General features: G+C 42.4%; 12 protein-coding genes. 2 read left to right on the top strand and 10 right to left on the bottom strand.

Annotated elements, in window-relative coordinates; all coding sequences use genetic code 11:
- Positions 1–379 precede the first annotated feature (379 nt).
- Positions 380–880 carry a hypothetical protein gene (locus tag PUQ00_RS14785; RefSeq protein ID WP_300417730.1) on the top strand — a complete coding sequence of 167 codons (501 nt, stop codon included), beginning with the start codon at positions 380–382 and terminating at the stop codon, positions 878–880.
- Positions 881–909: 29 nt separating this feature from the next.
- The gene (locus PUQ00_RS14780) at positions 910–1,335 is read left to right on the top strand and encodes a hypothetical protein (protein WP_300417727.1); all 426 of its coding nucleotides are present in this window, start codon (positions 910–912) and stop codon (positions 1,333–1,335) included.
- A gap of 222 nt (positions 1,336–1,557) precedes the next feature.
- Here PUQ00_RS14780 and PUQ00_RS14775 read toward each other — a convergent pair whose 3' ends face one another.
- The 10 genes from PUQ00_RS14775 to PUQ00_RS14730 all read right to left on the bottom strand — a co-directional run bounded on the left by PUQ00_RS14775 (position 1,558) and on the right by PUQ00_RS14730 (position 12,802).
- Positions 1,558–2,172 carry a DUF4231 domain-containing protein gene (locus PUQ00_RS14775; protein ID WP_300417725.1) on the bottom strand — a complete coding sequence of 205 codons (615 nt, stop codon included), beginning with the start codon at positions 2,170–2,172 and terminating at the stop codon, positions 1,558–1,560.
- 3 nt (positions 2,173–2,175) lie between these two features.
- On the bottom strand, positions 2,176–2,928 hold the full coding sequence (locus PUQ00_RS14770) for a hypothetical protein (protein WP_300417722.1): 753 nt from the start codon (positions 2,926–2,928) through the stop codon (positions 2,176–2,178).
- Positions 2,929–2,963: 35 nt separating this feature from the next.
- On the bottom strand, positions 2,964–5,342 hold the full coding sequence (locus tag PUQ00_RS14765) for an AAA family ATPase (RefSeq protein ID WP_300417719.1): 2,379 nt from the start codon (positions 5,340–5,342) through the stop codon (positions 2,964–2,966).
- 203 nt (positions 5,343–5,545) lie between these two features.
- The gene (locus tag PUQ00_RS14760; protein ID WP_300417716.1) at positions 5,546–5,938 is read right to left on the bottom strand and encodes a type II toxin-antitoxin system VapC family toxin; all 393 of its coding nucleotides are present in this window, start codon (positions 5,936–5,938) and stop codon (positions 5,546–5,548) included.
- A complete protein-coding gene (locus tag PUQ00_RS14755) occupies positions 5,935–6,156 on the bottom strand; it encodes a hypothetical protein (protein WP_229456196.1) in 222 nt (73 codons plus the stop codon). The genes PUQ00_RS14760 and PUQ00_RS14755 overlap by 4 nt, the downstream gene beginning before the upstream one ends.
- A gap of 14 nt (positions 6,157–6,170) precedes the next feature.
- Positions 6,171–7,295, bottom strand: coding sequence for an ATP-binding protein (locus tag PUQ00_RS14750; RefSeq protein WP_300417708.1), 1,125 nt, complete (start codon positions 7,293–7,295; stop codon positions 6,171–6,173).
- 39 nt (positions 7,296–7,334) lie between these two features.
- Entirely contained in the window at positions 7,335–7,529 is a 195-nt protein-coding gene (locus PUQ00_RS14745) for a hypothetical protein (RefSeq protein WP_300417706.1), read from the bottom strand.
- 207 nt (positions 7,530–7,736) lie between these two features.
- On the bottom strand, positions 7,737–9,380 hold the full coding sequence (locus PUQ00_RS14740) for an acetolactate synthase large subunit (RefSeq protein WP_300417703.1): 1,644 nt from the start codon (positions 9,378–9,380) through the stop codon (positions 7,737–7,739).
- A gap of 173 nt (positions 9,381–9,553) precedes the next feature.
- Entirely contained in the window at positions 9,554–10,921 is a 1,368-nt protein-coding gene (locus PUQ00_RS14735) for an NAD-dependent succinate-semialdehyde dehydrogenase (RefSeq protein WP_300417700.1), read from the bottom strand.
- 231 nt (positions 10,922–11,152) lie between these two features.
- Positions 11,153–12,802 carry an adenylate/guanylate cyclase domain-containing protein gene (locus tag PUQ00_RS14730; RefSeq protein ID WP_300417698.1) on the bottom strand — a complete coding sequence of 550 codons (1,650 nt, stop codon included), beginning with the start codon at positions 12,800–12,802 and terminating at the stop codon, positions 11,153–11,155.
- Positions 12,803–12,823 lie beyond the last annotated feature (21 nt).

Raw genomic sequence — 12,823 nt, 5'->3', positions numbered from 1 at the left:
AAACCTCTCCGTATTCTCTCTTAGTCTTGTTCAGAAATCAAATAGGAGTCCTATATGATTCCTATAAAACTTTTGGTTTTATTCGGATTTTGTCAGGAAGTCTATTGAACAATACCGTTTTTGTTAAGATTTGAACCAAGCGGATTACCATATATTACTAATTGCGATCGCCTAAAATTTATCAAAACTTTTTTTAGATTAAATTATCGGGGAGAATTAAAAATATTTGAAGTGAATTCATCTCTAAAATTAAGTAATTAAACCGGAAAACAATCATTTATATTAAGTTAAAAATTGATAATATTTCAGTGGAAATATCAAAGACGAAGCTATAAAATTGCGTTATTGTTAGAACGTCCGCATCCAGTCAATCACAATTATGAAAAGTCTAGAACGTATTGATCCTATTTTTGAACGACTTTTTTCTAAGATTAGTCCGAAAATAGCAGACTCTTTCACTGATGAGCAAGTAAAAGCCATACAAAAGGGTTTCGGTTCTCAAGTTGTGACTCGTCATTCTTTAGATATAAGACTTTCAATACCTATTCCCGGATTACGATTTTATCTAGTTTTATTAGCAGGTTCGGAACGTCGTTCGCAACAGCGCTTGCAAAATGAAAAAGGCAAATATCCTATCTTCAATGGAGGCAATATTATATTCTTAACAGGATTTTTAACCGTTCTATTGAGTTGTAGCTTCACTATTTTCCCTTTTTTATGGTCTTCACTTACTTCACTTGTTTCTATCTCTACTTCACCCTCTACTTCACCTTTCCCTACATCTATTCCTTGGATTTTTGATAAATCTGAATGCGAACACACTAACAGAACTTGGCGTAATGAAAAGTGTTGGGATGATCAACACAGTCCTATGTTTTAAAGCTTATTCACACCGACAATAAAAACAATATGCCTGCAAACCGTTTAACTAAAAATTCGTTCAAAAATGACACTTTTCTCCAACAGTTTTTCGCCTCCATTCCTCCTCAAGTAGTAGCTACCTTTAGCGATGCCCAATTGACAGAATTACAAAAGGTGTTTGGGAAGCGGGTTAGCAAGCATCATGCCGTAGATATCAGGCTTTCTATTCCATTCAGTAAAAAGCGCTTTTATGCGGTTTTTTTATTTGGCAAGGAAAAGAGGTTAAAACAGAACCGAAAAGATACAATTTTCACACCTGTAAACAGTATCTTACTAATAAGATATTGTCTGGTATTAATAACTTTATTGCTTGGTGCGCTCTACATAGTTGAAATGGTGTTGGGAATTAATACCTTTCCCAATAAAGAAATTCAAGAGTTTGTCAAGTATTTAATCAGCAGTTTTTCGATTTAACTTCGATGCATCTACCTTTTAATAGAATTTTTTCATATATTTAAATATATAATTCACACAGAGATAATTAGATTTTTGATTTTAAAAAATTAGATTTCGTAGTTTCAGTCCGCATTGAAATAAGAGTCTGAAACTCTATTGTCTACGAGACACTGCACTTCGGCAAGGTGACACAGTAAGCCTATCGAACTGCTCAGTGACCACGCGAACAATTTTGAATTATTATTTTTCCTCTTTCTTATTTTCCAAATTGGTTATCTTTGTACTTTGGATCGAATGGTTTTCCTGAGCCTGTGGTTCTTCTTTCTTTTCTTGTACAACTTGAGTAGCATATATTTCCACATCTCGTTGAATAATATCTTCAACCTGACCTGCAAAAACATTGAACGCCTCCTCGTGGGTTGTATACTTACTATAAGGGCCTGTCAACTGTGAGAATTGCCACCCTTGGCTTTTCAAAGATTCGACTGTACGGCGATAGTGTCGCCAACGTTCTCCATAGTGAAAAAACTCTTCAATGGCGGCACTAATAGCAACTATTTGGCTCAGGCTAAAAGTTGACCAGATGATCACATTCTTGACTCTCTCGTTAACTTGTAGAGTAGCGTTAATGTTTAGACTTACCAATGCCGGAAGAATTACACCACCAACAATAGTTGTGATCCGCAAAAAATAATGGCGGTCGCGCGAGAAATTCGCCTTACTTTCCATCCAGAGTACTTGGTCTAACCAACGCGATCGCAAAAAATGCCTTTGCACATCGCCTAACTTCATACCTTCAAATAACTTATTAAAATCTTCCTTTAAAAATTCATGATAACTATCTTTTTTTGCCATTCTTCACTCCTTATTAGAAAGTAAATTTTTAATTATTTTGCCTAAGTTTTCAACTCCCTTCTCAATGTCGATTAAGTCGATATATAGTAATTTACCAGATTTAGCTAACTTTTTGGCTCGCTCATCGGTAGCCTGTCCACGCAAGGCATCTGCAAGTATATCTGCGGTTCTACCACTACCAGCAATCACAACAACTAACCTTCCAGTATTAACGCTAGAAAACGCATCCTCAAAGGTAATCTCACCACCATTCAAAAGTATAGTCAGCGAAGGTGCGTTATTGGCCAGCACAGTTGCAACCTGAGATATCCAAAGAGACTCGTCACCCCACTTATTGCCAGGAACCAGTACAAAATGAGTATGGTTTGGCTCTAACGGTGTAAAATCAGCAGCAGGTTCTTGTTGATTAGGTAAAGCCACTTTCTTTTCGGGTGTTACACCAATCAAAGCAAACTTAGCACCTATCTGGGTACGAGCCTTACCCATCAATTGGATGACTCCCGCATCCGTAGCTCCATCTACAACATAAGCGCCCAAACTTTCGGCGACGGGGGCTAAAACTTCCGTAAACAACCGTTGAAGGCGGAGAAAGTCGGCTTCACTGATGTTAGTTGCACCCCCCACCACCACTAAAACAGAACGCGAACCGCCAAGCCCTATTTCCTCAAGAGCATTTGGTAATTCGGCTTGTTGAGTAACTCGAATAGCTAATGCTGTTTGTCCACTGTCAAAGGTAAGTTTCAAAGAATTTTTCATTTGTTAAAGCTCGCAATGACATATCATAAGTTAATTTACCGGACATGATTACAAGCAAACCAGCGGCGAATCAACTCCACCTGGAAGCTATAGCCCTTGTCAACTTCCTCAATTAACTCACGTTGCAACAGCAAGCTAAGAGTAATATCAGCATCGGGGAACTGTTGCAATAGAGTTTTGCGGCTAACTATAGCCCTTTCCCCTTGAGCAACTATAAAGCGTAGAATAGCTTGTCCAGTGGCATCTACTTGATTGTTTTGAATGTCAGCAAAGAAAAAACCACCACTTTGCAAAGCTTCTGGTATCGCGGCTTCCACATCCGCTAAAGTTGCCAATCGCCGGATAAAGGGGTCTTGTTCGTTTTTAAGGACAATAATTTCCGCACACAGTAGTTGTACTAAGAATGGGTGACAACGGGTGAGTTGTAGCACTCGTTCAACGGCCTTAGGTTCATAGCGGAGAGTAAAATCTTTGACGGGACGTTCAATTAATTGTCGTGCTTCCGCTTCTTTGAGGTAGGAGATATGCACTACTTGGACATTAATGAGATAACTAGCCCAGCGCTGATATTCTTCGATAGTATGGGAACCAGCCAGTAACACCTTGAAGCGGGGACGATGTTGGATAAGGTGACGCAACATACCCAAAACATCTTGTTCATCAAAGCGACCTTTGGCTATGGCGTTGTCTAGCACCTCGAATTCATCTAGCGCGAGTAAGGCGGTATTTTGTTCTAGAGCCTGTTCTACTTTATCTAGCCATTCATAGAAATAGGTGAAAGGGTCAGATTTTAACACTTCGCGGGCTAGGGACGGTAAAGTTACGCCTTGCTTTTTCGCTGACTTTTCCATATTTCTAGCCAGGTTGTAGAGAAAACCTGCATGGTCACTAGCTGCTGAAGGTGCGCCTTGTAAATCTACAAACATCGGGATGATGGTATTAGGTAGTAACTTTCCGATGTTATTCAGGAGGGAAGTTTTACCCATGCGTCGCTGACCGTATAGTAGCAGAGGTGGACGACGGCGATCGCGCAGTAGTTGCTCAATGCGTAAGCCGATGTTATCGCGCCCCGTGAAAATTTCTTGCTCCAGTGTCAGGGGTACGCCGATGATGTAAGGCGAGTCGATTTCTTGGCGGAGTTCAGTAATTTTAGCCAGTTTATCTATATAGTTGGTAATTATCTCACGCCAACTTTTGATAATGGGGTAGAAACGGACTGTGTATTTGTCACTGCTACGAACGAAGTTCTGCAACTGTAGATTTAATTTATCTGCAATATCTCTGAGGAGTAAACGCTGATTATAAGCACTTGCTTGATTGAGAGCAGTATCAACATCCTCACTGATACGGCTAAAAATTCGTAGTAGAGAGCTAACTTCACTATTTAGTTCGCTAGTTAGCAGACTGCGATGAGCTTTACGGATAGTTTCTACATCTGTACAGCTTTCTAAAGTGCGTGCATCCAGTTCAATTTGTGCAGCTTGAGCCGCCCAGTGCTGGGGGCTGGTACTGAGATATTCTAAAGCAGCTTTGCCTTCAACTGGGTTATTTTCGATGACGAAGAGGAGATGCTCATCCAAGCCGCGCAAATTTAAACGCTGCCATTCATCCCAGAAGGCGGAATGATAGCGTAATAAGTAACGGCTTTTACCATTACATTGTTTGTCTAATATATAAAGAAGATAATTCCAGACAATGAGAAATGGAAAGGATAAAACAGGCCGCCATGAATTAATAGTTGCTCCCACGCCTACCGCCACGCCTACTGCCAGGCCGAACGGCAGTCCGAACGCCACGCCGAACGCCACGCTTACCGCCACGCCGAACACCACGCCGAACGCCACGCCTAACGCCACGCCGAACGCTACGCCGAACGCCACCCCGAACGCCACGCTTCCCGCCTCGCCTCCCGCCACGCTTCCCACCACGCCTCCCGCCACGCCTACCGCCACGCCTCCCGCCACGCCCAACGCCACGCCCAACGCCACCCCGAACGCCACGCCTACCGCCATGCCGAACGCCACGCCGAATGCCACGCGAAAAGCTATATTTGCGATTGGTTCACCCAATGTCCACAGCACCAAGCCCAATAATAAGTTTGCTAGGATAGGTAAGATAAAATATCCCTGGATGAACAACCGCCACAGAGCAAAGTTCCGCCATCGCCCTTGTCTCAACAAGATAATTAGAGAGGAGTCAGAGTCTAAAGCAGGGTCGATGCGCTCAAGGTGGTTACGCCAGGCTGAAGGGCGAAAAAAAAGCCACAAAAGCAGTTGCAGGCTACCGAGGATTAAGTTGGGGTGCTGCTGGGGTGCATCGGTGTAGGCATTGGGGGGTAGTTGTGGTAAGGTCAACGTTTTTGCACTCCTATTTAATACTTGGTGTTGCTGAATCAGGATATTAAAGAGTTTCACGCAAAGGCGCAAAGACGCAAAAGACTTATCCGGAAATGAGAACTTTATTTGGCTGAAACCTAGCTCTGGAGAGGGTTTTAGAGGTTCCTGTTTTATATAAGCTAAAAAGTCAGCTATGTAAGGGTTTCAGCTATTTTGAGGTTTATTTGTGGATAGGTCTAAAGAACAATTCATCAGTTAATTCAGCAAAACCAACTTTTCTTTCACTTTTTAAGAGTTTGCACCCCAGGATATGCCAGAATTTTGGCGTCAACAGTTAGTAAAGGAGAGTTGTAAATTCTGGCAGTAGCTACAATAACTTGATCAAATGGATCTCTGTGAAAACCTGTGAGTTTGGTTGATTCAACGATAATTGGAATTGTCAGTTCGAGTAGTTGCACTCCTGGATAAATTAAAGCTCCTGTTAACCACTCATCAACTGGATAGGGTAGAGTTAGCTTGCAAATCTCTACCAATTTGGCAACTTCCCAACAGGACATAATGCTGACTCCTAACCCTTGGGGTTCATATTGTTGCAGCCAGTTCTGATGTTGTTTGGTTAGTTTTGCATCACCTTGAACCCACCAAACCCATATATGGGTATCCAGTATGATCATTGCAAGACTTCCCAATCTTCCAGAGGCACAGCAGGTTCAAAAGGATCATCATAACGGTACGGTTGTTTGCCACGCAAAGGATACAAATTCGCTTCTTGGGGATGAGTGTGACTTTCTAGAATGATAATTTCAACTGCTTCCCCAGCTTGAAACGGTAAATCCTCAAGAATCAAGGTTCCGTTTTTAGTTAACTTTGTTTCAATTCGGTGTGCTTTCATAGTTACTCTGCTAGTTATGAATCTAATAAATCAGCAAATGGTTTCATTTGTCGTAATCCTTCATCACGCCAATTATCATCATTTTCTCCTTCTTCTAAGTTAAATAACCTTTCTCTACACAGAATTTGCAATAACAGTGGCCAGCAGCAACTTTGTGTCAAAATCCACTCTACATCTTCGTCAGTGAACGGAATGGGCGAACTCGCTATCAATTCCCGCGCTTCTGTCTCAGTCAATGCTCCCAGATATGCGATGTAGCCGAAAATATTGAAAAAGGGTGAACTGTGTCCTGTGTTTCGCGCCATTTCAATCGGTGATTCGGGGGTAGCCAAAACAAATGCTAGATTTCCCCCTGTGTGGTTAGTCGCTAAGGAACGCAAACTTTCCCAAAAACAATCATCTAATTCTGGACAGCGTTGCAATCCAACACTAATCTCATCCAATAAGATGACTGTGGGAGAATGCAAATTATCGCTGACTACATCCATGAAATAATCTAAATCGCAAAGTGTCGGCACTTGCATCTTCAGTGATTCTAAAATGTACTTTAGTAAACCTTCTCGGCTTTGCATTCGTGCGTCTTGCAAGTCTATGAAAATCCAACGGTAACTTTCTGGATGCGTTAACCAATCAGATTTTTGCTCAGGACGCAACTGTTCTGCTGGGGTGGTGGTAATATTTTTGAGATAGTGCAGCAGTGATGTTTTACCACTGCGCTTTTTGCCGATAATGGCGGCGTTTTGCAGGGGATGGCGTTTGAGTAAGTTGAAGAGGCGTTTTAATTCTTTTTCGCGCCCAAAAAAGTAACGTGGTTGGGTGATGGGTGCGCCAGTGATGAAGGGTGACGCTTCTCCATTTGTTGGCTGTGGTTTGAGTGGAGAAACTTGAACTTTGTTTTCAAGTTTTTGGGTTGGTGAACCTAATTTAAGTTCTGCTTCGACTTGATCAAGTTCAGCTTCTAGATTTGTTAATTTAGCATTTTCTTCTTTAAACTGCTGTTCTAATTGAAATTTATTTGTTGTCCTAGCCTCAATCAATAAGGCTTGTCTTATTTGGCTGACTTTTTTGTGCTGGATATTCCACTCTTCTTGAAGTCCGTCTCGCTTCTTCTTTAATCTAAATTGTTGTTCTATGTTCAAGGTTTGAGGTTGCGAATTTTCTGGTTCTTTGTATGTAATTTATCGCCAGTCTAGCCCCAATTTCTCGCTAAGTTCTATAAAATTCAGAGAGTCAACAGGTTTACCAGTGAGAAAGCTTTTGACTGTCGAGAAAGAAAATCCCATATAACTAGCCAAAGACTGCTGGCTGTGATAGCCATTGTCCCCAAATGCTGACTTAACTTTATCAATATACTCTGGCGCTAATCGATGCAATGTCTACGACGGGCGTAGCTGCGGCGCCATCATTCCTCATCAAGAAACTGCTGACTACTGAGAGTATATCATATTTTTATACTAGCTAAACACCCTTGCTATTCAGCGATATACCAAAATACTAAAGGAGTAGAAATTAATAAGGAGTTAAGAATAAATAACTCTTAACTCTTAACTCCTAACTCCTAACTCCTAACTCCTAACTTTTTACAGCGCACAACTTAACTCGTCGGCTTTTTGGCTAAAGCGGTGATTCTCGCGATAATCTACGGGACAATCTATCACAGATGGTACATCTTGAGCGAGGGCTTCTTTGAGTGTAGGAATCAAATCTAGAGCCGATTCAACTCGGTATCCTTTTAAACCCATGCTTTCGGCAAATTTGACAAAATCAGGATTGCTAAAATGCACAAAAGCTGAGTTTCCTTTGCCAAAATGATTTTCTTGCTTCCACTCAATTAACCCATAGCCACCATCATTAAAAATTATGGTGACAAAGGGAGTACCGACACGCAAGGCTGTTTCTAATTCCTGAGAATTCATCATAAAACCGCCATCGCCTGTTACAGCAACGACTTTGCGCTTAGGATGAACAAGTTTTGCTGCTAAAGCGCCAGGAATTGCAATACCCATAGCCGCGAAGCCGTTGGAAATTATGCAAGTATTGGGACTATGGCAATGATAATGACGGGCCATCCACATTTTATGTGCGCCAACATCAGAGATGACGATATCATCTGGCCCCATTACTTGCCGTAAGTCATAAATTAACTTTTGCGGCTTGATGGGAAATCCGTCATCATGGGCATACTGTTCGTAATCAGCGCGAATCTCTGATCTTAAGCTGATGGCAAAGGGATCAGGTTTACCTTGTCGGTCTGCTAATTTTAAGATTTCATAGAGGGAATCTGAAATATCTCCTACGACTTCAGCGTTGGGAATATAACTACTATCAATCTCCGCCGGACTTACCCCAATATGCACAATCGGAATTTCACCATTACGATTCCATTTCTTCGGGGAAAACTCAATCAAATCATAGCCGATCGCAATTACTAAATCTGTGTTATCAAATGCACACGTAATAAAATCTCTTTGCTGTAATCCCACTGACCACAAAGCTAATTGATGTGTATAGGGAATCACGCCTTTACCCATAAAAGTATTGGCAACAGGTATATTCAGCAAGGTAGCAAATTGTGTGACTGCATCACTTGCATGAGCGCGAATTGCCCCATTACCTACTAAGATTAATGGATTAACTGCTTGGCAAATTGCAGCTGCCGCTGCCCGAATGCTAGCAAAAGATGCATAGCTTTTTTCACTATTATCCTTACGCAAAGGTTTGCCTTCGACGGGCATGGCAGCAATATTTTCTGGCAAATCGATGTGAACTGCACCAGGTTTTTCCGATTGCGATCGCTTAAATGCTTTCCGTACTACTTCTGGTGTTATACTCGGTCGCACAATCTGTTTATTCCACTTGGTAACAGGTGCAAACATTGCCACCAAATCTAAATATTGATGGGATTCTATATGCATTCTATCTGTTCCCACTTGACCGGTAATCGCCACTAAGGGCGCACCATCGAGGTTAGCATCTGCTACCCCAGTCATCAAGTTGGTTGCCCCAGGCCCAAGAGTAGAAAGACACACTCCGGCTTTTCCTGTTAAGCGTCCGTAGACATCGGCCATGAATGCTGCACCCTGTTCATGACGAGTCGTAATAAATTTAATCGAAGAATGTTTTAGTGCTTCTAAAACGTGCAGATTTTCTTCGCCAGGGAGTCCAAAAATATATTGCACTCCTTCATTTTCTAGGCACTGCACCAATAATTCTGCTGTATTCATTTTATTTCCTAACTAGCGACGATATTGGGGAATGGGCATTGGGCATTGGGCATTGGGCATTGGGTATTGGGCATTGGGCATTGGTAATTAAGTTTCTTCTCCATTACCTATCCTCTATCCTCTATCCCCTATTCCCCATGCCCCATTCCCCATTCCCCATGCCCTACCCATAATCATTTAACCCACACGGTTTTAACGTTGACAAACTCATGTATACCTTGGATACTCAATTCTCTGCCATATCCAGAACGCTTGATGCCACCAAAGGGCAAGTGGGGATCAGATTTGACCATACCGTTGATAAACACGGCACCTGCTTCGATTTCTTCAACTAAGCGATCGCTCTCTTGGTCATTGGTTGTCCAAGCGCTTGCACCTAATCCAAAGGGGCTGTCATTAGCGAGTTTAATGGCAGCATCGATATCAGGAACCCGGAATAACAAAGCTACCGGGCCAAAAAATTCTTCTTTTGCAATTGCTGCTTCAGGCGGGATATCTATGATAATCGTTGGCGGATAAAAGTTCCCCGGACGATCTGATAAAGGATGTCCGCCAGTGAGGACTTTTCCACCACTTTTTGTAGCATTTTGCACTTGTTGATTTAAATCCTGGAGAAGACCAGGTGTTGCCAGTGGGCCTAAATCGGTATCTGGTTGCATGGGATCGCCTACTTTCAGCGCCTCAAATTTTTCTAAAAGCAATTTTTCAAATTTGTCTGCGATCGCATCTGCGATAATAAAACGCTTCGCTGCAATACATGATTGCCCGTTATTCAACATCCGCGCTGTAGTAGCTGTGACAACTGCTGTCTCTAAATCAGCACTTGCTAACACAATAAACGGGTCACTTCCTCCCAATTCCAAAACGGTTTTTTTAATTTGTTTACCGGCGGCGGCCGCCAGGGATGCGCCTGCGGGTTCGCTTCCTGTCAATGTGGCAGCTTTTACCCGATCATCAGCCATTAAATCGGCAACTTTAGCAGCGCCGATTAATAGAGTTTGAAAAGCACCTTCAGGGAAACCTGCGCGTCGGATAATATCTTCAATTGCCAAAGCGCACTGCGGCACGTTGGAAGCGTGTTTGAGTAAGCCAACATTTCCCGCCATTAGTGCTGGTGCGGCAAAGCGGAACACTTGCCAGAAGGGGAAATTCCACGGCATCACCGCGAGAATTGCACCCATTGGTTGGTAGCGAACAAAACTATGAGTAGCATCGGTTTTTACAGAAACATCAGCGAGAAAACTAGGGGCGTGTTCGGCATAGTAGCGACAAACGACGGCGCATTTTTCGACTTCGGCGATCGCCGCTTTCAAAGGCTTACCCATTTCCAGAGTCATCAACTTAGCAAATTCTGCTTTGTCTTGCTCTAAAATATCAGCAGCCTTTTGTAGCCAGTGCGATCGCGTCAAAAAATTAGTCTGACGATACTGTTCAAAAGTCTGATTAGCCAAATAGAGTTTAGCGGTAATTTCAGCATCATTGAGCGGCTCAAAGGTTTTAAGCGTCTCCCCAGTGGCGGGATTAATGGTGGCGATCGCCATTACCTGACCTTCCCTTAAAAAATAGCTTAACTGTTGGCTTCCTAGTGTTACACAGATCAATTCTGGAAGCTACCACCAAAATTTTAGTCTTTTAAGGAAGAATTAATTGTTTAATATGACAATTTCTCAATTATTTTTGAAATAAAATATACAACTTAACTATGTATTTATCTTGATAAATTTGTCATTTGTTAGTTGTTTTTCCAATGCCCCATGCCCAATCACTAAAGACTAATTGAATGGATTAATAATTGTTGGCACTTGCCGCAATTGTGTCTGATAAACCTTGACTAATCGATCAATACCTTTGAAACGATAATCTCCCATTTCCTCGAAGTCCGAGGGTTGTGAAAGCATTTTATGGGTGACTTCACTAATCACGCATTCACTAGGGGGACAAACTGCTTCCATGCGAGCAGCAAGATTAATTGTCGCGCCTAATGCCGTATAATCTACCCTTTGGGAACTACCGACATCTCCCACAACAGCCTTACCGCTATTAATTGCAATACGTAATTGTAGGGGTTCTTGCCAAAAATCATTGGCATTAAGATGCTCGAGACGATTGAGCATTCCCTTAGCAGCAGTAACAGCGCGATCGGCGTGATCTGGTTGCGGTTCTGGAGCGCCAAAAAATGCCATAATACAATCGCCAATATACTTATCTAAAGTGCCGCCGTAACCAAACACTTCTTTTAGCATTTCTTCAAATAAATTATTTAATAGTTGAGCGATCGCAGTTGGTGTTAACCGTTCAGAAATTGCCGTAAAGCCAACCAAATCCGCAAACAAAATACTGATTTCGCTCTCGGCGGGAGCTAAACGACCACCCGGTAATCCGCCTACAGATATCAACTGCTGTACGACTGCTGGAGAATGATAACGTTCTAGTCGGTGACGAATCATCTCTTCAGTTTTGAGTTTCTCTACCAGTAGCCAACGCTGCACACTAGAAGCCACAAGGTTTGCTAAAGCTGAAAAAAAGCTAAGTTCTTCTTCGCCTTCACTTGCCCAATGGTAAGAAGAAAGATTGGCATCGGCATACAATACGCCTACAACTTTATTTTCATCCCATAAAGGCACTGCCATCGCGCTACGAATGCCTTTGACCAAAATACTCTGTTCACTAGCAAACCGTTCATCTTGATGAGTATCACCAGTTTGAATCACAACTTTTTCGTCAAATACCTTTTGACAGATACTACGACTAATCCAACTCCCATCAGAGGGGAGATGTTTCTGTTGAGAAAGGTTTCTAGTGGCAGCATTGACTAACTCTAACTGGCCGGAACCATTAACATCAATTAATAATGCCAAGCGTTCGATACTATCAAGGTAACGAAAAACGACTTGCTGCACCTGAGAAAAAATCTCTTCTATAGACGCCGCCGCACAGAGATTTTTGGCTATGTCTACTAAATCTTTGAGACGAGCAATGGTTTTGTCCTTATTATTATTGATGTCGCCATCTTTGCTATCAGCTGCGATCCATTGCTGTTGTAATTGTTCGACATTGTGAAGGATTGTTCTTTGCTCATTAATGTCCGAAGTTCCAAGATACTCAGGTGTCGATTGGGGAACAGGGCTTGTGAGCAGCACTACCAGGCTAACATTGCCCAGCCAAAGTACATCGCCGTGATGTAACTCTTGGGGACAGTTAATAAGATATTTATTGACTTGGGTGCCGTTTTTGCTGCCCATATCCTCAATAGTCCACACACCGTCAGCCGTTTTCACCAGGCGAGCATGGTTGCGGGATACTCCAGTAAAAGGTAAGTACAAGTTACATTCCGGCAAACGACCAATTGTAAACACATTTTGGTCAACTGCGATCGTTCTCTCGGTATCTCCCTCTTGTAGGCGTAGCGTCAGTTCAGTCATGAGTGTGATCCGATCCATCGA

The sequence above is a fragment of the Nostoc sp. S13 genome (genome assembly GCF_029379315.1).
GTDB lineage: Bacteria > Cyanobacteriota > Cyanobacteriia > Cyanobacteriales > Nostocaceae > Nostoc.
Note: the sequence above shows the minus strand (reverse complement) of the source record. Positions and strands in the feature narration are given on the sequence as shown.